At 44.9% G+C, this 24,040-nt stretch carries 24 protein-coding genes; 17 read left to right on the top strand and 7 right to left on the bottom strand.

Annotated elements, in window-relative coordinates; genetic code table 11:
* Window positions 1–53: 53 nt before the first annotated feature.
* The 5 genes from GJU87_RS12320 to GJU87_RS12300 form a co-directional block, all read right to left on the bottom strand.
* Window positions 54–542, bottom strand: a complete 489-nt coding sequence (locus GJU87_RS12320; RefSeq protein ID WP_228491978.1) for an SRPBCC domain-containing protein — start codon at window positions 540–542, stop codon at window positions 54–56.
* Between the two features lie 3 nt (window positions 543–545).
* Entirely contained in the window at window positions 546–869 is a 324-nt protein-coding gene (locus GJU87_RS12315; RefSeq protein WP_106541600.1) for a helix-turn-helix transcriptional regulator, read from the bottom strand.
* 244 nt (window positions 870–1,113) lie between these two features.
* Window positions 1,114–1,584 (bottom strand): hypothetical protein, encoded by a 471-nt coding sequence (locus GJU87_RS12310; protein WP_153639801.1) that lies wholly within the window; start codon window positions 1,582–1,584, stop codon window positions 1,114–1,116.
* A gap of 133 nt (window positions 1,585–1,717) precedes the next feature.
* On the bottom strand, window positions 1,718–2,209 hold the full coding sequence (locus GJU87_RS12305) for a GNAT family N-acetyltransferase (protein WP_153639800.1): 492 nt from the start codon (window positions 2,207–2,209) through the stop codon (window positions 1,718–1,720).
* 253 nt (window positions 2,210–2,462) lie between these two features.
* Window positions 2,463–2,798, bottom strand: coding sequence for a hypothetical protein (locus GJU87_RS12300; RefSeq protein ID WP_153639799.1), 336 nt, complete (start codon window positions 2,796–2,798; stop codon window positions 2,463–2,465).
* A gap of 549 nt (window positions 2,799–3,347) precedes the next feature.
* On the opposite strand from GJU87_RS12300, the gene GJU87_RS12295 reads away from it, so the two are divergent.
* The 13 genes from GJU87_RS12295 (at window position 3,348) to GJU87_RS12235 (ending at window position 16,060) form a co-directional block, all read left to right on the top strand.
* Window positions 3,348–3,842 (top strand): GNAT family N-acetyltransferase, encoded by a 495-nt coding sequence (locus GJU87_RS12295; protein ID WP_153639798.1) that lies wholly within the window; start codon window positions 3,348–3,350, stop codon window positions 3,840–3,842.
* Window position 3,843: 1 nt separating this feature from the next.
* The gene (locus tag GJU87_RS12290) at window positions 3,844–5,142 is read left to right on the top strand and encodes an MFS transporter (protein ID WP_153639797.1); all 1,299 of its coding nucleotides are present in this window, start codon (window positions 3,844–3,846) and stop codon (window positions 5,140–5,142) included.
* Between the two features lie 2,724 nt (window positions 5,143–7,866).
* Complete coding sequence (locus GJU87_RS12285; RefSeq protein ID WP_153639796.1) at window positions 7,867–8,508, top strand: hypothetical protein; 642 nt, start codon at window positions 7,867–7,869, stop codon at window positions 8,506–8,508.
* Between the two features lie 131 nt (window positions 8,509–8,639).
* On the top strand, window positions 8,640–8,924 hold the full coding sequence (locus GJU87_RS12280) for a hypothetical protein (RefSeq protein ID WP_153639795.1): 285 nt from the start codon (window positions 8,640–8,642) through the stop codon (window positions 8,922–8,924).
* A gap of 228 nt (window positions 8,925–9,152) precedes the next feature.
* Window positions 9,153–9,989 carry a hypothetical protein gene (locus tag GJU87_RS12275; RefSeq protein ID WP_153639794.1) on the top strand — a complete coding sequence of 279 codons (837 nt, stop codon included), beginning with the start codon at window positions 9,153–9,155 and terminating at the stop codon, window positions 9,987–9,989.
* Between the two features lie 6 nt (window positions 9,990–9,995).
* Entirely contained in the window at window positions 9,996–11,129 is a 1,134-nt protein-coding gene (locus tag GJU87_RS12270; protein ID WP_153639793.1) for a nucleotidyltransferase, read from the top strand.
* Window positions 11,126–11,551, top strand: coding sequence for a hypothetical protein (locus tag GJU87_RS12265; RefSeq protein ID WP_153639792.1), 426 nt, complete (start codon window positions 11,126–11,128; stop codon window positions 11,549–11,551). Before GJU87_RS12270 ends, GJU87_RS12265 begins: the two co-directional genes overlap by 4 nt.
* A 181-nt stretch (window positions 11,552–11,732) precedes the next feature.
* Window positions 11,733–12,263, top strand: coding sequence for an ORF6N domain-containing protein (locus tag GJU87_RS12260; RefSeq protein WP_228491977.1), 531 nt, complete (start codon window positions 11,733–11,735; stop codon window positions 12,261–12,263).
* Between the two features lie 122 nt (window positions 12,264–12,385).
* A complete protein-coding gene (locus GJU87_RS12255) occupies window positions 12,386–13,309 on the top strand; it encodes a DUF6263 family protein (protein ID WP_153639791.1) in 924 nt (307 codons plus the stop codon).
* A 220-nt stretch (window positions 13,310–13,529) separates the two neighbouring features.
* Window positions 13,530–14,006 (top strand): hypothetical protein, encoded by a 477-nt coding sequence (locus tag GJU87_RS12250; RefSeq protein ID WP_153639790.1) that lies wholly within the window; start codon window positions 13,530–13,532, stop codon window positions 14,004–14,006.
* A 2-nt stretch (window positions 14,007–14,008) separates the two neighbouring features.
* Window positions 14,009–14,344: a hypothetical protein gene (locus GJU87_RS12245; protein ID WP_153639789.1), complete on the top strand. Its 336-nt coding sequence runs from the start codon at window positions 14,009–14,011 to the stop codon at window positions 14,342–14,344.
* 135 nt (window positions 14,345–14,479) lie between these two features.
* Window positions 14,480–15,076 (top strand): DUF3267 domain-containing protein, encoded by a 597-nt coding sequence (locus GJU87_RS12240; protein WP_153639788.1) that lies wholly within the window; start codon window positions 14,480–14,482, stop codon window positions 15,074–15,076.
* Between the two features lie 75 nt (window positions 15,077–15,151).
* Window positions 15,152–16,060, top strand: a complete 909-nt coding sequence (locus tag GJU87_RS12235) for a CPBP family intramembrane glutamic endopeptidase (RefSeq protein ID WP_153639787.1) — start codon at window positions 15,152–15,154, stop codon at window positions 16,058–16,060.
* Window positions 16,061–16,753: 693 nt separating this feature from the next.
* Here GJU87_RS12235 and GJU87_RS12230 read toward each other — a convergent pair.
* Window positions 16,754–16,990, bottom strand: coding sequence for a hypothetical protein (locus GJU87_RS12230; protein ID WP_106541565.1), 237 nt, complete (start codon window positions 16,988–16,990; stop codon window positions 16,754–16,756).
* A 154-nt stretch (window positions 16,991–17,144) separates the two neighbouring features.
* Here GJU87_RS12230 and GJU87_RS12225 point away from each other — a divergent pair, with 154 nt between their 5' ends.
* From GJU87_RS12225 to GJU87_RS12210, 4 genes are all read left to right on the top strand, one after another.
* Window positions 17,145–17,783 (top strand): DUF4937 domain-containing protein, encoded by a 639-nt coding sequence (locus GJU87_RS12225; RefSeq protein WP_153639786.1) that lies wholly within the window; start codon window positions 17,145–17,147, stop codon window positions 17,781–17,783.
* 36 nt (window positions 17,784–17,819) lie between these two features.
* Window positions 17,820–18,293: a GyrI-like domain-containing protein gene (locus GJU87_RS12220; RefSeq protein ID WP_228491976.1), complete on the top strand. Its 474-nt coding sequence runs from the start codon at window positions 17,820–17,822 to the stop codon at window positions 18,291–18,293.
* 214 nt (window positions 18,294–18,507) lie between these two features.
* Window positions 18,508–20,019 carry an acyl-CoA dehydrogenase family protein gene (locus tag GJU87_RS12215; RefSeq protein ID WP_153639785.1) on the top strand — a complete coding sequence of 504 codons (1,512 nt, stop codon included), beginning with the start codon at window positions 18,508–18,510 and terminating at the stop codon, window positions 20,017–20,019.
* 491 nt (window positions 20,020–20,510) lie between these two features.
* Window positions 20,511–22,310 carry a hypothetical protein gene (locus tag GJU87_RS12210; protein ID WP_153639784.1) on the top strand — a complete coding sequence of 600 codons (1,800 nt, stop codon included), beginning with the start codon at window positions 20,511–20,513 and terminating at the stop codon, window positions 22,308–22,310.
* A 98-nt stretch (window positions 22,311–22,408) separates the two neighbouring features.
* Here the strand turns inward: GJU87_RS12210 and GJU87_RS12205 are convergent, their stop codons facing one another.
* On the bottom strand, window positions 22,409–24,028 hold the full coding sequence (locus GJU87_RS12205) for a sulfatase (protein ID WP_153639783.1): 1,620 nt from the start codon (window positions 24,026–24,028) through the stop codon (window positions 22,409–22,411).
* Window positions 24,029–24,040 lie beyond the last annotated feature (12 nt).

The following is a 24,040-nucleotide window of genomic DNA, read 5'->3' as shown; positions in this document are numbered from 1 at the left end:
TGTCTTTACCTCTGTTATCTATCAGTCTTTTCTAGACTTGAATACGAGTGTTTTTAACTCCTAAAATTATAACCGGTTATTTTGCTAACGATATCCTGTAACCGGTCGTGTGCCATGTTGATGCCTTGAGCAAAAGGCATCTGCAGCAACTGGTTTCTATCGGCGACTGAGCGAAACACCATGTGCATGGTGAGTTGGCTGGTTTCGTCGGTAAGGCTTTTGAATTCCAGGAACTCCAGCTGAACCGGGAAAGGTGCATTTTCCATTTCAAATGTGCGGACGATTCGCTGGTTCGGAGTAAACTCATGGATGGTCCCGTTGGCCCGAAATACGACATTCCCCTGGGCATCGGTTGTTTCGAACTGGTAGCTACCGTGCTTTTTACTTTCCAGTTTCAATACTTTCGTCCCCATCCACTGCGCTACAATGTCGGGCTCTGCATAGGCTTTGAAAAGTAATTCCACCGGCAAATCAAATTCCCGTGTAATCAGGATGTCGTGTTTGCCCTCTTCAGCATCGACTTTTGTCTTTCTCTCCATCATTGGTTATTTATCAGATTTATAGTTTTTCATGATCGATTCCAGCTTGTTAAACCGGTCGTCCCAAAGCTTCCGGAATGGCTCAATGAAGTCGGCAATCTCTTTCATCTTTTGCGGATTCAGATGATAATAGATGGCCCTGCCGTTTTGCTCTTGCGTCAGCAGTTCGCACTCGGTTAGGATTTGCAGATGTTTCGAAACGGTCGGTCGGGCCGTATCGAAGTTGGAGGCAATGGCACCTGCCGTGAGCGATTGCGATGCCACCAGCAGGAGTATCGCCCTGCGGGTAGGGTCGGCTATGGCTTGGAATACGTCTCGTCTTAAGTTCATCGGTACATCCTTTGGTGTTTATTGTGTAGCTATTTGGCTACAAATATATGTGTAGTCATTTAACTACGCAAATGTTTTAAGGAAAAAAGGAATGGAAGAGGGGGACGGGGAGTTGGAATGAAGCTTTTAAACAAGGTATTACGCACTTTGAGTGATAGGGGAAGCATCAACAGTAAAGATGGAATGATGAAAGACAACACCCTGAAGCTTTGGGGATATTTTGGAACCGGTTAACAGTTTGAGATTAATGTTTCTTGTTTTTAATTAATTCTTCCAGTAATAAGATTCGATTCTTTGGTTTGCCCCAAAAGAATTCGTAAAACGGAGATTCGGAAGTCCCCAATTCATTACTTGCAGTTTTTCTGTCAGCAATGGTGTATATTTTTCTTTTCTGCTTCCTGCTATCAAGGTAGATGATTCGAATGATATAAATCCAAAAACTGATATCCGTAATATTTTCCAGTGCAATCTGTTTCTTCAACTTATTTTTTATAGTGGAATGTACATACAGCTTATCGGTATCAAAATAGACATTGCTGAGTTGTAGAAATAAAACCCAAATAACCAGGATAATTACCCCGAAGGCTACTAATAAAGGCCAGGAAGCTTCAACCAGTTCATCAACGGTTCCCAGAACTGAGAACAGTAAGGTGTAAAATACCAATCCTATTGGTGTTAAGTAAAGAACCGGTGAGATGTCACCCGATAGTTTCATTTACACAGTTTTTAGGATAGTGCTTTTTTCTTCTAGCTTCATGAAAAGGTCCTCTTTCCATACCCATATGGGGTGGAAAACACACCTGCTGAGAACGCTTTGTATGTAAGTCTTTGTCCATCTTCATTGAGCGTTAGGGCTTTTCAAGTTTATAAATAAATTCTTCAATTTCCATTTGTCGGGCATTGGCAAATCCCTTGTCGGTGCCGACTTTATTAAAACCACATTTTTCCAATACTTTCTGTGAACCAAAATTGTCAAATGCAACTCGTCCGAAAATTGGTCTGGTAGTTTCAATGGTCAGAAATTCTTTTACTGCTTTTGTGGCAATGCCTTGTCCCCAAAATTTTCTGTCAATCCAATACGTAATTTCTGTTTGACCTTCCATGACAAACTTAGCAACGCTTCCTACGATAATATGGTCGATGGTGATGGTTTGATTATTGACGGTTGGGTCGTCTAGCAATTTTGTGTATTTGCTGATGTAAGCAGATTTGTCCGTTGGGTCTTTGGGCATAAATGCAGCTAAGTATCCACTTTCTTTGTCAGTTTGAAACTGAAACAAAATGTCTAAGTCCGAAATCTTCGTTGGCCTAAGTTTTATGGCAGGTGTATGGTTTGTCATACCAGGATTCCTTGTTCGTTTGAGTTTGTCTTAATGCCCTACGACGTATGTGTAAATATCCGTGTGCTTATTTTTCTTATATCGTTACGTAAAGGTCCTCTTTCCATACCCATCTGGGGTGGAAAACACACCTGCAGAGAATGCTTTGTATGTAAATCTTTGTCCATCTTCATTGAACGTTAGGGCTTTTCAAGATAGAAAATATTTCTCAGAACTTATTGTTCACCAAATAAAACTTGCGAAAAACGTGGTGTCAGGACCTGCAAGATGTTGGCGGGAACATTTCTTCTCCTTCACCGACCGACCTATGCCTGGTAATTTCCCGGTCAACGCCTGCAGGGAAAAGAACAACTTCCCAAATGCTTTCCGCAACCCATTCAAGGCTATGTTTTTCCCTGTTGGTAATAATTTTTATCGCCGTAAGGCTAAAACCAGTTGGCATGAGGCTAAATTCTCTTTGCTCCGGGCTAAGTTTTGTTGTCTTAAGGATAATTTCTTCTGCCATAAGGCTAAAACTTGTTTTTATAAAGCTAAAATATTCTCTCTTCAGGCTAAATTTTGTCGGCGTAAGGCTAAATTCTTCCGTCATCAGGCTAAAAGTTTCCGGCGTAAGAAACAGGTTAGTTGGCTCAAGTTTCTATTAAATTGACTCAAGTCTTAGCTTAACCGGCTTAAGAGCGACCATAACCGGTTCAAGGATAGGATGAGTTGCTTCAAGGAGTGCCGCAGTTGGCTCAAGAGACGGGCTAGATGATTCAGGGGACGGGTCTCTTGGTAGAAGTTTCAGGTTACAGGCGACGCTGCTCGGTTACTGTTGTTCCTTTTGTTTCTATCGTCACTGTTGTTCGGCTTCGGTGTTCGGTTAGTGCCGGCCTCGTAGGGCCACGATATATTGTGGCCGTGCAGTATCCAGGTTTCAGGTTGGGAAGAAGTTTCTGTTGTTTCTGTGGTTACTGTTATTTCTATTGTTGACGAGTTTGAGGTTTTGGGCTGAGTCGGTCAAAAGCCGTCTCGCTGTTCTGTCAATGTAATGAAATCGTTATTGCACAAAAATTGAATACGCCCATTCCGCTACATCCGGAAAACTATGCTATTTTTATGTTTTTAACGAGATGTACTAAACCCGAATACAAACAAGATGAAAATCGATCCTGCCCAACTGATTGTCCGGAAAGCAGACGTTGGCGATGTGCCGCTGTTGGTTGCTTACCGGATGAGGTACCTCACCGAGCTCCAGGGAGAAATGGACGAGCGGTACAAACTGAAACTGCTGGAAGACCTCACGCGCTATTTTGACCGGGCATTGACCGAAGGCCGGTTCATTGCTTTTTATGCCGAGCTGGAGGAACGGGTTGTGAGTTTTGGCGGGATGGTCATCAAGGAGATTCCGGGCGACATATACAAAACCATGTACCTCGAAGGCGATATCCTGAACATGTACACCGTTCCGGAAGCCCGCCGGCAGGGCGTATCGTCGGTTATCCTGGAGGCGTTGCTCGACGAAGCGAAAAAGCGGGGCATCAGCAAGGTGGCGCTGCACACGTCGAAGGACGGCGAGAAGCTGTACCGGAAATATCACTTCACCGAACCTGTTTATCCGTATCTCGAACGGTCCATCGATACCGAAAAATAGCATGCCGCAGAAAAAGCAAAATCCCTGGAGCTGGATTCCCACCGTGTATTTCGCGGAGGGGATGCCATACATCGTAGTGATGACCGTGTCGGTTATCATGTACAAGCGACTGAATATTTCCAATGCCGAAATTGCTTTTTATACCAGCTGGCTTTATCTCCCGTGGGTCATCAAGCCGTTCTGGAGCCCCATCGTGGAACTGCTGAAGAGCAAGCGCTGGTGGATTGTCACCATGCAGCTGTTCATCGGGGCGGGACTGGCTGGTGTGGCTTTTACGCTTCCCACCACTTTTTTCTTCAAAGGAACACTGGCATTTTTCTGGTTGCTGGCGTTTAGCTCCGCCACGCACGACATCTCGGTGGACGGCTTCTACATGATGGGACTGACCGAAAACGAGCAGGCCTTTTTTGTGGGTATCCGGAATACCTTTTACCGGATAGCCATGGTGACAGGGCAGGGGATTCTGGTCATCCTGGCCGGCTACCTCGAGGGCTCGTCGTACTTTGGGGAACCGGAGTCGCAGAAGAGCATTGCCTTTGCCTGGGCATTTACCTTTGCCGTGCTGGCTATCCTGTTTGTGCTGTTTGCCATTTATCACAAGTTCTTCCTGCCGCATCCCAATGAGGATGTTCAGAAGGCTTCGGTGAGCATCGAAACGATTTTATCGGGGTTCGGAGAAACCATCCGGGCTTATTTTGTGAAAAAGGAAATCTGGACCATCCTTGGATTTTTGTTGTTGTTCCGGCTGGGAGAATCACAGCTCGTGAAGATGGCGTCGCCGTTTTTGCTGGACGCGAAGAGTGTGGGCGGCCTGGGGCTGTCGACCGAGCAGGTGGGACTGGCTTACGGAACGGTGGGCATCATCGCCCTGACGGTTGGTGGAATACTCGGAGGCTGGCTGGCTTCCCGAATGGGATTCGGCCGGTTGCTTTGGATCTTCGTTTTCTCGATGAACCTGCCGAACCTGGTGTACGTGTACCTGTCGTATGTTCAGCCGTCGGCTACGTGGATTGTCATTACGTCGGTGGGTGTGGAACAGCTGGGCTACGGATTCGGGTTTACGGCTTACACGCTGTACATGTTGTACGTGTCGGCCGGGAAATACCAGACGGCGCATTTTGCTTTCAGCACCGGAATCATGGCGCTGGGAATGATGGTGCCCGGCATGGTGTCGGGCTGGATACAGGAAACGGTAGGTTATCAGCACTTCTTCCTCTGGGTGATGTTGTGTACCATCCCCGGTTTCATCATGGCTAAACTGATTAAGATTGATAAGAATTTTGGGATAAAGAAAGAGTAGGGATCGGCTTCGCGGTTTCAGGTTTCAGGTTTCATGTTTCAGGTTGTGCTTCGATGTTCCGTTAGCTGCCGGCCGGGTAGGGTCACGATACATCGTGGCCGTGTGCTACCCAGTTTTTGTCGTTAGAAAAGTTTCTGTTGTTCGGCTTCGATGATGGGACTCTTTGTGGTCTTCGTGAAAAATCCTGGTGTTCTTCGTGGTAAGAAATTAAACCACGATGGCCACAAAGCAAGCGCAAAGTCCACAAAGGCATTAATGAATGACTTGCTGCTCACAGTTCCGTTAGCTGCCGGCCGGGTAGGGTCACGATACATCGTGACCGTGTGCTACCCAGTTTTTATCGTTAGAAAAGTTTCTGTTGTTCTGCTTCGATGATGGGACTCTTAGTGTTCTTCGTGAAAAATCCTGGTGTCCTTCGTGGTAAGAAATTAAACCACGATGGCCACAAAGCAAGCGCAAAGTTCACAAAGGCATTAATGAATGACTTGCTGCTCACAGTTCCGTTAGCTGCCGGCCGGGTAGGGTCACGATACATCGTGACCGTGTGCTACCCAGTTTCTGTAGTTAGGAAAGTTTCTGTTGTTTTGCTCCGATGATGGGACTCTTAGTGTCCTTCGTGGTAAGAAATTAAACCACGATGGCCACAAAGCAAGCGCAAAGTTCACAAAGGCATTAATGAATGACTTGCTGCTCACAGTTCCGTTAACTGCCGGCCGGGTAGGGTCACGATACATCGTGACCGTGTGCTAACCAGTTTTTGTCGTTAGAAAAGTTACTGTTGTTCGGCTCCGATGATAGGACTCTTAGTGGTCTTCGTGAAAAATCCTGGTGTCCTTCGTGGTAAGAAATTAAACCACGATGGCCACAAGGCAAGCGCAAAGTTCACAAAGGCATTAATGAATGACTTGCTGCTCACAGTTCCGTTAACTGCCGGCCGGGTAGGGTCACGATACATCGTGACCGTGTGCTAACCAGTTTTTGTCGTTAGAAAAGTTACTGTTGTTCGGCTCCGATGATAGGACTCTTAGTGGTCTTCGTGAAAAATCCTGGTGTCCTTCGTGGTAAGAAATTAAACCACGATGGCCACAAGGCAAGCGCAAAGTTCACAAAGGCATTAATGAATGACTTGCTGCTCACAGTTCCGTTAACTGCCGGCCGGGTAGTGTCACGATACATCGTGGCCGTGTGCTACCCAGTTTCTGTAGTTAGAAAAGTCACTGTTGTTCGGCTTCGATGATGGGACTCTTTGTGGTCTTCGTGAAAAATCCTGGTGTCCTTCGTGGTAAGAAATTAAACCACGATGGCCACAAAGTTCACAGAGGCATTAATGAATGACTTGCTGCTCACAGTTCCGTTAGCTGCCGGCCGGGTAGGGTCACGATACATCGTGACCGTGTGCTAACCAGTTTTTGTCGTTAGAAAAGTCACTGTTGTTCAGCTCCGATGATGGGACTCTTAGTGTTCTTCGTGAAAAATCCGGGTGTCCTTCGTGGTAAGAAATTAAACCACGATGGCCACAAAGCAAGCGCAAAGTCCACAAAGGCATTAATGAATGACTTGCTGCTCACAGTTCCGTTAACTGCCGGCCGGGTAGGGTCACGATATATCGTGACCGTGTGCTAACCAGTTTCTGTGGTTAGAAATGTTTCTGTTGTTCTGCTTCGATGATAGGACTCTTAGTGGTCTTCGTGAAAAATCCTGGTGTCCTTCGTGGTAAGAAATTAAACCACGAAGGACACAAAGCAAGCGCAAAGTCCACAAAGGCATTAATGAATGACTTGCCGCTCACAGTTCCGTTAACTGCCGGCCGGGTAGGGTCACGATACATCGTGACCGTGTGCTAACCAGTTTTTGTCGTTAGAAAAGTCACTGTTGTTCAGCTCCGATGATGGGACTCTTAGTGTTCTTCGTGAAAAATCCGGGTGTCCTTCGTGGTAAGAAATTAAACCACGATGGCCACAAAGCAAGCGCAAAGTCCACAAAGGCATTAATGAATGACTTGCCGCTCACAGTTCCGTTAACTGCCGGCCGGGTAGGGTCACGATACATCGTGACCGTGTGCTACCCAGTTTTTGTCGTTAGAAATGTTTCTGTTGTTCTGCTTCGATGATGGGACTCTTTGTGGTCTTCGTGAAAAATCCTGGTGTCCTTCGTGGTAAGAAATTAAACCACCATGGCCACAAAGTCCACAAAGGCATTAATGAATGACTTGCTGCTCACAGTTCCGTTAGCTGCCGGCCGGGTAGGGTCACGATACATCGTGACCGTGTGCTACCCAGTTTCTGTAGTTAGAAAAGTTTCTGTTGTTCGGCTCCGATGATGGGACTCTTAGTGTCCTTCGTGAAAAATCCTGGTGTCCTTCGTGGTAAGAAATTAAACCACGATGGCCACAAGGCAAGCGCAAAGTTCACAAAGGCATTAAAGAGTGGAGTACCCTGTCCTGTCCCTTTTGTTTCTGGTCTGGAATGGTCAGTCTTAAAACTTAAATCTTAATACTTAACACTTTCTTCTATTGTAAAACAGTATATTTTTTTTATGATTCCTGATCATAATGTATTATCTTCGATACCATTGTGCATTCATTAGGTGGAAAAAAGAGAAATCAGCGTTCATTGACCGAAACGATTAAACCACCGGATTGCCGCCGGCAGTAGGGGAAAACAAACTGTCAAAATACCGGCAACCGGGATTAACCTAATATCAAACCATAAAAATGATTAGCCTATGGATGCAAAGCAAAACAACCATCTGCGCATGTTCATCAATACGCAGACGGCGATGGACAATCATTCCGTAAAGTGGAACGCGATTCCGGTGTTTTTGGCCCGGAAGAACGAGTTCGACGAAATCATTCAGCGGATTGTTGCCCAGAACGAAAAAACCAACCCCGCCAGTGTAGCGGTTACCGAAAACAAGGCCGATGTGCGCAGGGGAGTGGCCGGGAAAACGGTCATCATATCGGGTATTTTGCAGGCTTACGCCGCCATGAACGACGACCCGGTGCTGGCCGACAAAGTGAAAATAACTGCTTCGGAATTGCGCAATTGCCGCGAGACGGAAGTGGAAACCATGGTTACGCCGGTGATAGCCGAAGCCCGGAACAACCTGGCGAACCTGACCGATTACATGCTCACCGAGGACATGATAGTGGAGGTGGAAACGAGCCTCGATAATTTCAAGGCGCTCATTGGGAAGCCGCGCACCATTCGCAACCAGGCGTTTGCTGCTAAAACGGTGTTGGGCGACTTGTTCGACGAAGCGAATAACCTGCTGAATAACCAGCTCGACAAGCTGATGATTCGGTTCCAGTTTACAGACCAGGATTTTTATGAGGAGTACACCCGTGCGCGGGTCATTGTTGATTAGTGTCCGCCGCATGAGGTGAAACGAGTAAAGCCCCTTCCCGGCCCCGACAGGACGAACGAACAGGAGAGAAGGATTCTCCCGGTGCTGTGCCGGAGACAGTCACCGGGGGTTTTTAACTACCCGACGAACGGTTGGAAGAGGTAGCCGGGGCGTTGGAACATCTCAGACATTGGTTGGAACAACTCAGTCCGCGGTTGGACGAACCTGTCACCCCGTTGGAACTACTCCGTCGGCAGTTGGACGAACTCGTCACCCTGTTGGAACTACTTCGCAAGCGGTTGGAACTACTTCTATGGTCGTTGGAACTACTCCGTCAGGTGTTGGAACTACTCCGCCGGTCGTTGGAACATCAACTGCGACGGTTGGAAGCACTCCGGCAGGCGTTGGATGAACTTCGCGGACGGTTGGGCGAATGATGGACTGGTGAGGTAAAGCCTCCAGGTAAAATAGAACGAGAATGAGAAATAAAGAATTGACGGATGAATGTAAGGCGAGCGTTAGTATTATAAATGAGGTGCGTTTTCCATCCCATTTGGGTATTGAAAGAACACCTTTTTACCAAGCTAAAAGGAAAATAAGCACTCTACAATCTACAACTGCGTTACGGTCAAGAGAAATAAACATCTTGCATAAAGACAAGTGAAATGAGAAAGACCGAAAGAAACATAATAGTTGCTTTGTTATTAATCATCTATCTTATGATTGTAGGCGATGATTTCAAAGATAATACAATGGTTCAGAATACGATTGCAATTGCTTGTAGTATCATAGCTCCTATTATTGTATTTTTCATAGATTCTTTTCTTTCAAATATTAAGAGAATTCGACTTTGGTTTTTATCTAAACTTCTTTATCGGAAAAAGAGAATTAGAGTATCAATGTCTTACATTTATAGGATTCATGTCAATGATAAATATTTACTCGTAAGGAATTCTAAATGGAGTTACTACCAGCCCGTTGGTGGTGTTTATAAGGTATTATCTGAAGATGTTGGCTTTCTAAAAGATAACTTTAATTGGGGAAAGGACCCATATATGAAAACGAATGGGGAGAAAAGAAATGATTTAAGAGGTGCAATTCCGATGCCTAGGTTAATAAGTTTTTTAGATTGGTTTAATTCACAAAAAAATAGAGAAATTTCTCATTGGAGGGAATTTTTCGAGGAATTAATAAAAACAGGCATCTTAAGTATTGAAGATTTTCCACATTTTGAATATCGATATGCGGGAACACTCAGAACCCCAATAAAGAAATCAGAAAAATGGAAAGATTGTTTAGAAATACTTTCTTATGATGTTTTTGATTTAATTCCAACACCTGAACAAGAAGAAATTCTAAAAAACACACAAAATGAAAATACTAAGGAAATTTTATGGGTAGAAGAATCAGTAATTCTTAACAACGGTGTGATAAATAAAGATGAAGAAATTAAAATAGGACAACACACCAAATGGTCCATTGAAATGAAATACTCTAAATAAAGCGATATGTACTTTTTAAACAATAAAACTGCTCAAATTGATGATTTGTTAGCTAGGGCAGCAGAGAAATTGCAGCTAGACAGAACAAGAAGAGAAAAAATTGAAAGTTCTTATAAAGCGATACAAGAAGTTTTGGAAAACGACCCAGATTTTTTTGATACAAAAACCTTTGAGATTTACCCTCAAGGTTCAGTTCGAATTGGCACGACTGTAAAACCATTATCAAGAAATGAGTTTGATTTAGATATTGTCTTACATATTCAAGGTAGGGTTTACGAACAAACTGACCCAATGAGGATTTTTAATGAGCTAAAGAGAGTTTTGCAAGGAAATGGGACTTACAAAGATAAAGTCGAGTCAAAAACAAGATGTGTAAGATTAAACTATGCAGATAATTACCATATGGATATTCTTCCTGGCTGTCAGCATAGTGCAGACGATGAAAATAAGATAGTAATACCTGATAGAGAATTAAAAGAATGGTTAATAAGTAATCCCAGAGGATATGCAAAATGGTTTCTAAATAAAGCAGAAACGATTAAAATGACGTTGTTGGAAAAAGCATATGAAGCAGAAGAAATCCCTTCAGATGATTTTGCAGCTAAAAAACCACTGCAACGAGCCGTCCAGATTATCAAAAGATATCGTGATTTGTTTTTTGAGGAGACTCCAGATTATGCAACTTCAAGTATCGTATTAACAACACTTGCAGGTCAGTTGTATCAAAATCAAGATTCGATTTTTGAAACAATTGATGGCATCGTTTCGCAAATTTACGGCCAAGTAAATCTAAGCAGACTCAAACGAATAAAAGTGTTAAATCCAGTTGATAGTGACGAGGATTTTACCGACAAATGGGGAAAAGAACCAAAATATTATTCAGAATTTATTCGGTTTGTTGAATCTCTTTACAAAAATTGGCAGAAGCTTAAGGAAGATAATGGTATAGTTGAGGAAAGTAATATCTTAAAAGGTGTGGTCGGAGAGAATATTTACTCTGATAGTGTAAAGCAACAAACTCTAATTACCGAAGATTATAGACAAAAAGGTAAAGTCTTCTCATCATCTGCAACAGGAGCTCTTGGTTCAAAAGTTGTTTCTGACAAGCCTGTTAAGAAAAATACATTTTTTGGGAAATGAGAAAATATTGGAAAAATAAATTAGAGATTCCTATTCAGTATGCTAATGTCAAAAAAGAATATCCTCAGTTTAAAGCAAGTATATTAAGGGATTCTTTATTGATAAAAGGAAACCTACAACCTACTCCACGAAGTAGCACTTATCATTTTAAATTGAGATATTATGTTGGAAAACGACCTAAAATAAAAATCACAAAACCAGAATTAAAAAGGAATTTTAAGAATGAAAAGATACCGCATGTTTACTCAGGAAATGAGTTGTGTTTGTATTATCCACAATACAAAGAGTTTGATGCTAAATGTAAGGTGTCTGAATATATCATTCCTTGGATAAGTTTATGGCTTTACTATTACGAAATATGGCACATAACAGGAGAATGGCTTGGAGGTGGAATACATCTTGGAACCAAACAAAACGATTGAGTTTCTGCGAGAGTTTTTCTTTTTAAAACAAATAGATGACGTCAAAAAACAATTAAAAACACCATGAAGAAATTAATCTTATCAACGATTGTAGCCTTGTCGGTAGCGTTTACCTGCCAGGCATATTAGAAGAGAAGTTCATTAAATTTTCAGAGGATATCGCAAAATGCGATCACCTTATATGATGAAAAATAAAAGTATCATACCGGCAGAGAAAATTGACAGGGCAATTCTGGTCATCCGAGGACAAAAAGTGATGCTCGATAGCGACCTGGCTGAAATATACGGGGTGAGAACGAGTAGGTTAAATGAACAGGTAAAAAGGAATAGAGAGCGATTTCCGGAAGACTTCATGTTTCAGTTGACCAACGAAGAGAAACAAGAGGTGATCGCAAATTGCGATCACCTCGAGAAATTGAAGTTCTCGAGTACAAATCCATATGCTTTTACTGAACACGGAACAATTATGCTGGCGAATGTTTTGAATACACCTACTGCAATAGAGACCAGTGTGCTCATTGTCCGTGCTTTTGTTAAGTTGAGGGAATTTCTTTCAAATCATAAAGAAATTGAACGCAAAATTTTTGAACTTGAATCAAAATACGACAGTCAATTCAAATTGGTTTTTGAAGCAATAAGAGAACTAATGAAGCGGGAACTGCTTGATAAAAACAGGCCAAGAATTGGCTTTAAAATCAACAAAGAAAAATAAATGCAAAGGATAAAAGCGATACCGGCAAACATGGAAAGCAAGGATAACAACGCCTGATATTACCGCGGTCGGTCTTTTAATCCGGCAACGTCATTAACTTTGAATAACATAAATTAAACACCATGAAGAAATTAATTTTATCAACGATTGTAGCCCTGTCGGTGGCGTTTACCTGCCAGGCAAAGAAAACGGAATTGTCGCTTCACCTGCAACAGGGGAAGTCGTACACGCAGGTGATGAACTCGCACATCAACATCGACCAGCAGGTGCAAGGCCAGCAAATGAAAATCCAGATGGACATCAAAGGCAGCATCACCTACAAGGTAACCGCGGTAACCGCTGCGGGTTACGACATGGATGTGCAGTACGACAGCCTGAGCATGGCGATGCAGATGCCGCAGGGAACCATGAATTTCAGCTCGGAGAAGAACGACGCGTCGGATATTTTCTCGTCGGTGCTGAAGTCGATGAAGAACCGTCCGTTCCAGGTAAAGATGACCCAAAAGGGAGAAATCACCGAGGTAAAGAACCTCAGCAAGCTGTTCGAATCGATGTTCGCCGATTTCCCGCAGCTGCCCGAGCAACAGAAGGCGCAAATGAAAGCGCAGCTGGTGCGCTCGTATGGCGAGGATGCCTTTAAAGGCAACGTGGAGAAAAGCCTGGCGATTTATCCCGACAAGCCGGTGGCGAAGGGCGACACCTGGGTGATTGAGAATAAACAAACATCGGGGATGCCGTTGAAAATCACCACCACCTATACCTACAAAGCCGATGAGGCCAATGATTACCTGATTACGGGTGATTCGAAAATTAACACGGTGGATAACGACCAGTATGTCGAAAACAACGGGATGCAGATGAAATATAACATGGACGGGAGCATGACGTCGGAGATACGCGTGGACAAGAAAACGGGCTGGATTAAGGATGCCAAACTGAGCCAGGAAATGCAGGGCACAACCACCGTAAAAGCCAATGCGCAAATGCCGAACGACATGCAAATCCCAATAACTATGCACAACGAAATGACTTTTACCGATAAATAACGACTGTTTTATTTAACAATCCACTAATGAATGATGTGAACCGTTGTGTGGGAGTGAATCAGGTGAAGATTTTTCAGGCTTTTTACCCCGCCCTAAAGGGTGAAGCCTGAAAAATCGGAGTTTTCCTTTAGCCGAGAATTCCCGGGGAAGGGTATCGAACTTTGATTTTTCTCCACTTCGAATCGTCTCACACAACGGGTTGCTTTAAATCCAAACTACCATGATCAAGAAACCAAAAATCTTACTCGCCCTGTTGATACTGGGCCTCGTCTTTTCCAGCCTCGTACGGCTACAGTTTAACCTCTCCGACGGGTTTGTTTCCCACGGGGTAATGACCCAATTCATCCCGTTGCCGCTCTTCGATTTCGCCAAGCTATCGGGCGACTTATCGTTGACTTCGACCATTTTTGGCTACCTGTTTTTCCTGCTGACGGGTGTGTTATTTTTCCTGGAAACGATGGAAAATAAGCTGCAGAGAAGGCTGTGGTTGGGTTTTCTGTTCATCACCTTATATGCCACTTACTTCGAGTGGATGTCGCTGATGCAGGACATCAATTTAACCTATGCGGGCCAGCATCTGCGTATGGGGCCGGTGTTGTTCCTGCTGGGGTTGGTTTTGTATATCCGTAGTTACCGGACCCAACGGGTGAAACACGAAACGACGAAGGTACATTGGGTGTCACCAACGGAGTTGTGAACATGAAACGACTAATATTGGTTCTATTGGTGGTCTTCTCTGTGCATTTTGGTTTTGGGCAAGAGAAGAATAACATTGTTTTCATGATGGAAGGCGAGTGTCATGTGGTTTTAAATCATATCAGGAGACAGGTACAGAATGATTCGTTGTCGGTTCAGTATTTTCTGAAGAATTACAAGATCATCGACAACCGCATTGCCAATATTCGCAAAAAGGATTTTAAAGACGTTGTCAGGCTATTGAATTTGCCCGAAAACGAGGATCTTTTTTGTGTTTGGAAGTCGGATTATCACGAGAACACATTGCTCCGCGCAGAACCTGATTCGGCTAAACACTAGCTTGCCATGCACGGTTTTCTGTCAGGGTTTCTGTTTCCATAATGGAAAGAAACAGCTATGCCTTTTTTTTGAATCATCGTGTAACGCCTGACCACTCTCGGGCACCAATCAACTGATTAACCACAACTAAACATTATGGAAGACCTTGAAAATTACAGAAAAGAAAACTTAACCATCGATATTGTGTGGGCCAACCTGTTTGGCTTCTTGTTGATCGCACCGATCGTATTCGTTTACGGGATTCCTTTTTACTTTATCTGGCACCACCACTATCCGGTAGACCGGCTTGGGGAATACATGGATCGTATTGGAGTTGCAGGACTGGGCGGAGGATTTGGACTTTTTCTCCTGTTGCTGATGGGAGGTATCATTGCCCATGAACTGATTCATGGCATTGCCTGGTCATTTTTTACCAAGCGTGGTTTTAGGTCTATCCGGTTTGGTGTGATGTGGAAAATGATAACTCCTTATTGTCACTGCAAAGAGCCGCTCAAAGTAAAACATTATGTGCTGGGCGCCATCATGCCGGGATTGTTGCTGGGAGTTCTGCCGGGTGTTGTTGCTTTGGGCACCGGGAGTCTGACACTAATGCTGTTTGCTATCTTCTTCACCATGGCTGCAGCGGGCGATTTCCTGATGGTACACCTTCTCCGGAAGGAGAGTCGTGAGAGTTGGGTACAGGATCATCCATCGGAAATGGGGTGTTATATTTTCCGGAAGGAAGAAGACTGAGTTTCAGACTTGCCCATGTTTAAACAGCTTTTACAAAAAAGATAATACAAAGAACATAAGAAAATATAGGATATTATGACGGAAGAAATTGCCAAAAGTAGAATAGCTAATGCCTTTCTTGTGGTCGGGAAAGTTGTACTCTTTCTTATCGTTTATCTGATAGCAAGCGGCTTTTTGCAATTATTTGGGATGCTGGCTTTGCAGATTCCGCTTACAGATGTCGAATCGATCAGCTCGATGGGAGTAGAAAAGGATTTGCTGTTTATGGCGCTTACAGTGATTGGGATGTTTCTGGTTGTTATGCTTTTTCGCAAAGCTATCGACAAAAAAACGGTTAAGTCGTTGGGATTTGCGTTTCAGAATGGACCTCGTTCGCTCCTCTACGGGTTGTTGTTTGCCGTTGTTATCATTGGTGGAGGCACCTTGCTGCTTTACGTGAGCGGTTCTATTCGACTGGAACAGTTAACGACTAATATGCCGACTCTTGGATTGAGCTTTTTAATGTTCATTCTGGTAGCGCTCAATGAAGAGATTGTGGCGAGAGGATATATCCTGAACACCCTGATGGGAGCCATGAACAAATACGTGGCATTGGGCATCAGTGCGCTGCTGTTTGCCCTGGGGCACGTGTTGAACTCGAATGTTTCGTTGTTGGGGTTAACGAATATTTTCCTGGCGGGAATACTACTGGGAGCTTCTTACATCTACACCCGGAATCTTTGGTTTCCCATCAGTCTGCACCTGTTCTGGAACTTTATCCAGGGGCCTGTTCTGGGATACGAAGTAAGCGGAAGTGTGTCAAAAGGAATCTTTAAGGTTGTCGATACTGGTAATGAACTTATCAACGGCGGCAGTTTCGGTTTCGAAGGCTCGCTCATTTGCACGTTGTTGATTATCCCGGCCATCGTTCTCGTGGTTTGGCACCAGCAACGAAGAACCACTCCTGAAGCAGCTGTGGTGGTCAATGAGGAGGGAAACGGTTAGTTGTTCAAGGGTTTCAAGTTTCAGGTTGGAGCTACGATGTCCCGTTAGTTGTTGATCTGGTAGGGGCACGATATATTGTGACCGGGCATTAGTCCCTTCAGGTTGCACTATGCCGTTTTTGTGGTCCGGCGCCGATAACGGGCTTCTTCGTGTTCGTTGTGTAAACCTCAGTTTTCTTCGTGGTAAAAAATTAAACCACAATGTTCCAAAGGCATTAATAAATGACCTGCGGCTCTACAGTTCCGTTACTTGGTGCGTGGTTCCTGGAATTCCAACCGTTTCTGTGGTTTGGCTTCGATGAAGGCACCCTCTATGCGTTCTCCGTGGGGAACTTTGCGGCCTTTGCGCGGAGTTAAAGAAGTTTTAAGTTTCAGGTTTGGCTTCGCGGTCTCAGCTATTAAATCTTAAAGTTTTCGGATTTTGACGATTGTCGAAAAAAGTCAACAGAAAAATGGCATGTCTATAACTGTCGTATGTATAGAAGATTGAATTATTCTTATCGACAATTGCTTTTCGGATGTTGGGATACCTGGTGGAAGCTTTGAAAATGGAAGGATTTTTTGAATGGCTCGTAAGACAATAGATATTCTCCGGTTAAATTGAATGATTTCTTTTTGAGTCCAATTCTGTTCGAGGTAATCCAATACCCTGAAATAGGTGAGCTTTGCTTTGGATGTCCAGATAATTTGGATATCAGAATCCATAACGTTCTTTTGCTTCCCGAATCACTTGCTCGTGCGTAAAAACTTTGCCCTCCTCTATTTCATCCAGGCTTTCAGCGATAGCATCCTGAACTTCCGGGGGAAGCTGTTCCCACCAATCATCATTCTCATTTTTGCGAAATAGCTTTTCAATCTTCAGCAAAAGAGATGGTTCATCAGTCTGCAATATCTTTTCAACCAGTTCGAGTTTTAAAGCCTGAATATCCATAGTCTCTGTTTTTGTCTAAGTAAAGTTATGAAATTTTCTTCGGCTGGGTTCCCTCACTTTCCACCGGGAGATGCATTAAACAAGAACTGAATGGTAATAAATTCTGTTCTCATAATAACTTAGTATCAAGTGATGCTTCGATAAAAGCAAGCTTATGTACATCAAATGGATTGTTTGCCAGGTGAACGAGGGAATGAAGGATGCGTTTTCCCGTGCACAGGAGCAATGGATTTCGACAGCCCAGGCTGAAGGCTTTATTGCTCAGACCGGGGGCTGGAATATCGCAGATGAAAACGAAGCCTGCATCATTGCCTTTTGGGTGAGCCGGGGGCACGCCGAACGGTTCATGGCCAGTCTGCATGACCGGATCGTTGAGGAAAACCGGCAATCGGAAACTTATCACGCTATTAACGTTGCTTATTTCGATGGCCTGTTGGAAATGGAAGGACAAGCGGCTTCGTTGGATGAAGCCGTTGGAACCAGCGAGTTTTTGTGCGTCGCAGATTGTGAGGTATATTCCGGGCGAACCGAGCATTTTGAATCGGTACAACAGTCGGTTTGGTTGCAGGCGATGAAACAAGCGGAGGGCATGCTAGGTGGAATGTTCTCTAAAGCTGCGGATACATCCAATCGGTACCTGATTTCTACTTTCCGGGACACGGTGGTTCATCACGACCGGTATCGGGATGATCAAGTTCCGCTCCTCCGGGAAAAGGCTTCGGTAACCGATGATCTTCAGAAAATAATTGGGAAGCAGATTCGTTTGGTCGAATCGTGGAACGTCCTTGCCTGAAATTCGTACTATCTGGTATATTTAACCTTAAAGACCATGATGAAAGTGACAGAGTATACGGTGAAGACACCAATACGGTTGATTGGGCTGGCATTGCCCGGAAAAACCACCAACGACAATGGCCAGTCGATGGTAGATTGCGGAAGTCTCTGGCAGCGCTTTGAAAAAGAAGCGGTAGCCAGTCGTGTTCCCGGAAAGGTAAACGAGAATGTGATCGCAGTCTATCATCAATACGATGGCGATTACACGCAGGCATTTTCTTATTTTATTGGCTGCCCCGTGGAAGAGGGAGTTCCGGTTCCTGAAGAAATGGATGAGTTGGTGATTCCGGGAGGAGCTTTTGAGAAAGTGACTGCCCGGGGACAGATGCCGGCTTGCATTGCAGAAGCCTGGCAGTACATCTGGCGTTCGGACATGGACCGGGCGTACCATGCCGACTATGAAATCTACGATGAGCGCAGTTTGGATTGGAACAAGGCTGAAGTCGATATTTATATATCGGTTAAGTAGAAGGACCAGGGGCGAAGAGCGCGTTGCGGTGATTGAACACGACGATTGTATTAATCATAACGACAGTTATACTGTTTTTTATTTCCACCTGTGAACATTATTAGCCCTTTGCTTGCTGTTGTATGTTGATATTCCTTTATGGAATCTGCATGATTAAGCGTAAATTTAGAGGCGTTTTAAATAGCATGGCATTTACATCAAACAAAATACAATAATGATTATTTCTGAAAGTACAGGTCAAATTCCGTTTAGCACGTTTCTCAACTCGTTGAAAGAGACATTGAAGAGTGTTTTTTATGAGCGGGACGACATTGAGAAATTTATTCAGCAGAGGGGATTTCCTGCCGTCGTATTGCGCGACATCATGTCCCGGAATCCGTTATCGGTTGCCATTCCTGAGGCCTATGGAGGCCGGGGAGTGAAGGTAAAGGAGTGTCTGGGCGTATTGGAAACTGCGTCGTACGAGTCGTTGCCGTTGTCATTGGTTTTTGGCATCAACATCGCTCTTTTTCTGGAACCGGTGGTTAAATATGCCCAGGAATCGGTCAAGGGCGATATCTTCAAACGGTTCCTGAATAAGCAAAACATGGGGGGACTGATGATTACGGAGCCGGATTATGGCAGCGATGCATTGAACATGCAGACTTTTAATGTAAAAGAAGGCTCACACTATCATATTCAGGGAACCAAACACTGGCAAGGCCTCACGGGGATGGCCGATTACTGGCTGATGACCTCGCGGCCCAAAACGGCAGACGGCCGGTTGGGACGCGACATCGACTTTTTTGTGTGCGACGCGCACCAGCCCGAACAACGCATAGAAGTCCAGGAATACTATAACAACATCGGGTTGTACCCGATTCCTTACGGGAAGAATATCGTCGATATTAAAGTCCCTGAAGAGAATAAACTGAAGCCTGAAACCACCGGATTGAAGTTGATGATGGACCTGTTGCACCGCAGCCGGTTTCAGTTCCCGGGAATGGGCATGGGCTTTATTCACCGGATGATGGATGAGGCGATTGAGCAGGTGACTTCGCGTTTTGTCGGAGGGAAATCGCTGATGTCGCTCGACCAGGTAAAACACCAGATTACGCGGATTCAAAGTGCATTTACCATTAGTTCCGCCATGTGCTCGCGCAGCGCGGAACACAGTGGTATCGAAAATGATCTGTCGCCCGATGCTGTGGAAGCCGGCAGCATGAAAGCTTTCATTACCGACCTGATGCAGGAGTCGGCACAGACGCTCACACAGCTGCTGGGGGCGAACGGCTACAAGGCCGAGAACGTAGGCTCCCGGGGAATCATGGATTCCCGTCCGTTCCAGATTTTCGAAGGCTCGAATGACATGCTCTACACGCAGATTTCGGAGGGGGTATTGAAGATGATGCGGAAGAAGAAAGAGGTGAACCTGTTGGATTTCTTCCAGTCTTATAATCTGACCGATCGGGCAGCTGACTATTTCAAGTCGCTGGTGAATTTCAAAGTCGATTTTGATTTACCGCAACGGAAGATTGTTGATTTAGGTAAGATTATCAGCAAGGTGATTGCGGCCAATCACGTGGTCGACCTGGGAACAAAAGGTTTCCGTGGCGATTTGATAAGGGAAAGCATCGAAACCATCCGGCACGATATTGCCATGCTGGTCAGCTCGTACAAGTTCGAAATGAAAACCGTTCCGGTAGTTGACTACCGCGAAGACAGTTCGTGGCTGAAGTTCAGCTAGAACGTTTATTTAAAATATGCGAAAGGATGTCATCTCTCCGAGGGATGGCATCCTTTTTTGTTTAACACTAAAAACCTTCTTCAATCCATAGAACAATGAGGAATTAGTAATGAAAAATGAAAAATCAAAGTTCATTCAACCTGAAACCTTTTAACGATAGGAACAAGAGAAACGCCTTTAACCAGAAAGCTGAAACCGCGCAGCTCAATCTGAAACCTGTAAGCGTAATGCAGAAGAAATCTATATAAGCCCCCATATAGTTGAAGCCCTCAAATTTCCGTTATCTTGTGCCGATTGAATGACAATAGCATGAGAAAATAAGAATTAAACGTTGTCCCCCGATAGCTATCGTGGGTGAGGCAGCAATGATGTGAAGGATTTGAAGAGGAAGAACAGATAATCTCCCGCCGGCCGGGACTTTCCCAAGGTCGAAAAAATACCCGCAAGCCACTGCCGCCCATTCCAGCGTTTACCGAATAACAAATTTCATTATGGCCAACACTCACTCGTTTCATATTCCCGTTATGGGAATCGGATATACCATTGACACACCGTTGAAGGTTGCGCATTTGGGCATCGATTCTGTCATTTCGCTGGTAGATGACATGCTGCTCGAGAAACTGCGGAAGATGTATTGCGAAAAGTTCGAAATGCCTTACCAGGAAATCTCTGAAAAGATTGAGGATTTCCGCGCCAAGCGGATCACTTCCTATCTCAACCTGATGAACAGCGTGGCCGAACGGAAGCTTGAAGAGCTGAAAAGTGCAGCCCTGGAAAAGAAAGACGAAATCAGGGAGTACATCAATATGCTGCCCGATAGCTCCACTATCAAACAGGAGTTCAAAAGGCGGACAGCGAAATACATCAATTGGGATGAAGTTGGCAACTGGCTTCGGGAGAACCTCTCGATGGGCAGCATCGATGTCAACATCATGACCAAAATTGATAAAGACAACTATCAGCATAAAGAGAAATTACCGGTTGAGTTTAATGATGCGCACGCTGCGTTGCGCGGTTTTGCCAACAGCGATTTGCATTCGAGTATCGTGCTTTCGGCCGGAATGAATCCGCGCTTGTACAGTTACCTGGAACATTTCGACGACTTCTTTCCCGATGAAAATGGTTACGTCAAAAAGAAAATCGTTTTAAAAGTCAGTGATTTCCGTTCGGCATTTATCCAGGGAAAGTTTTTGGCAAAGAAAGGACTGTGGGTTTCGGAGTACCGGATTGAATCGGGCCTGAACTGCGGCGGTCACGCTTTTGCTACTGAGGGTAACCTGATGGGACCGATTCTGGCGGAATTCCGGGATAACCGGGAAAAACTAATTCAGGAAGTACACGACATCATGGTACAGGCGCTGGGCGCAAAGAACCGGGTTGTTCCTGAACATACGCTTCCGCTGAAAATTACCGCACAAGGAGGCGTAGGAACTGCGGAGGAACATCAGTTCCTTATCGAGCATTACCAGATCGATTCGGTCGGTTGGGGTTCCCCGTTTTTGTTGGTTCCGGAAGCCACTACCGTGGATGATGAAACCATGAATAAACTGGCGGAAGCCAAAGAGGACGATTTGTACCTGAGTAATATTTCTCCGTTGGGCGTGCCCTTCAACAATCTTCGTGGTAACACGAAAGATGTAGAGAAAATGGCCTGGGCCCAGGGTGGGAAGCCCGGAAGTCCGTGCCCGAAGAAATACGTAGCGTTGAACAACGAATTCACCGAAAAGGGAATTTGTCCGGCTTCGCGGCACTACCAGCTGTTGAAATTGAAAGAGCTGAAAAAAGAGGGAATGTCGGAAGAGACCTACCAGGAAAAAGTAAACGCGGTGATTGATAAATCCTGCATTTGCGTCGGCCTGGGAACATCGGCTCTGAAAGCGCATCATATGGATACCAAAGACGAAGGAGAGGGCGTATCCGTTTGTCCCGGACCAAATATGGCCTATTTCAATAAAGTAGTTAGCCTGAAGGAGATTACCGATCATATTTACGGTCGTGGCAATATGATGGCTCGCGCCGATCGTCCCAACATGTTTGTGAAAGAGCTGAAGATTTACATCGATTACCTGAAGGATAAGGTGGAAGAGACCAAAAAGTCGGTGACCGTTAAGCAGGAAAAATATTTGTCTTCGTTTGCCGGTAACCTCGAAAAGGGAATCAACTATTACCAGGGATTGTTCAGTTCGGCGAAAGAGAAATTTGAAGACACGAAAGCCGGCATTTTAACTGAGCTGGACAACAGCAAAAAAGCGCTGCAACGTCTCGTAGCTGAAATTGAAAGTTTGAAATAAAAGAATATCCCCGCCCGTTGCTTAGCCTCAGGCGGGGAACTCTACACTTCGATGAATAGTTCGCTTTTAGTTAGAATCAGTCCAATGTCTCATCGTCTTTAATAGACGTTCTTAAATCTATCCATCATTGGTTTATCATGCTCCAAAAATTTTTCTGCCAGTGAATCGGAATCCCCGTATTTCTTCTGCAGCAGTCGTAACTGTGTCGTCAACGAATCTCTGACTTGCCGGTAATCCGGGTTGTCGTACACATTTTGCATCTCTTCCGGATCGTTTTTCAGATCGTATAACTCCCATTCGTTCACATTGTAATAGAAATGAATGAGCTTATATCGCTGTGTCCGGATACCGTAATGTCGTTTTACGGCGTGCCAGCCAGGGTATTCATAGAAATGATAATAAACCGCCTTTCTCCAGTCTGCCGGCGTCTTTCCGCTGAACAACGGCACCAATGAAGTGCCTTGCATGTAATCAGGTTGCGGAACGCCAGCCAAATCAAGGAATGTCGGACCAAAATCGAGATTCATGGCCATCGCATCAACTATGGTGCCGGGCTTGATTTTCGGCGGATAGCGCATCAACAAAGGCGTCCGGAACGACTGTTTGTACATGAACCGTTTGTCAAACCAGCCGTGCTCTCCGAGATACATTCCCTGGTCCGACGTATAAACAATCAGGGTATTGTCGAGCAATCCCGCCTGTTTCAAATAATCCAATAACCGGCCTACATTCCGGTCAACCGAACGGATACAGCGGAGGTAATCTTTTACGTACCGCTGATATTTCCAGATAACGAATTCCCGGTGCGTCATTTTGGACGTATCTGCCTTTGCATCTTCGCTGGCGTAGAATTTAAGTACGGCAGTACGCTGAGCACTATCCATGCGGTCAAGCTCACGACGAAGGTCGGTAGGTGCGTCGTTGGGGATCGGCCCCGATGCATTATATTTCAGGTCATTATACAAATGCATGTTTTTGTCGATTTCCATCATCTGCTCGTGGGCAGCTTTCCCCCGTCCGGAATAGTCGTCGAACAATGTGGCCGGCAGAGGAAGGTCTTTGCTGAATTCGTGGAAATCGGTGGTGTCGGGCAGCCAGTCACGGTGCGGCGCCTTGTTGTGAATCATCAGACAGAATGGATTGCTTTTATCCCGCATACTCGAAAGCCAGTTAAGTGCCTTGTCCATGGTAACGTCAGTCGCATAGCCATGTGCCCGTGCCGTGTCGCCATTCGTGATAAAATCGGGGTTATAATAATTCCCTTGCCCAATCAGGATGGAAGAATAGTTGAAACCTTTGGGTTTGTTGAGGAGGTGCCATTTCCCAACGATGGCTGTTTGATAACCGGCTTTTTGCAACAGCATGGGGAAAGTCGTAATGTCCGGTTTGATTCTCATTGAAAAGGAGTTGTCCCGCGCGCCGGTCCGGTGGCTGTACTGCCCCGTGAGAATTACTGCGCGACTGGGACTACACAACGAATTGGTAACAAAGCAATGGTCGAAACGCGCCCCCTGGTTGGCAATCTGGTCAATATTGGGCGTTTGAATCAGCTTCTGATCGTACGCGCTAATAGCTTGGTAGGCATGATCATCGCTCATGATGAAAATGATGTTGGGCTTTTTAGGCACCGGTGCCTTTTGGTTGCAGGCAGAAAACAAACTTAAAGCTCCCAGTCCAGCAGCTGCAATGGTTTTCCCTTTTAAAAAATGAGATTCCATAATTTGACGTTT

This window comes from Prolixibacter sp. NT017, from assembly GCF_009617875.1.
Lineage (GTDB): Bacteria > Bacteroidota > Bacteroidia > Bacteroidales > Prolixibacteraceae > Prolixibacter.
Note: the sequence above shows the minus strand (reverse complement) of the source record. Positions and strands in the feature narration are given on the sequence as shown.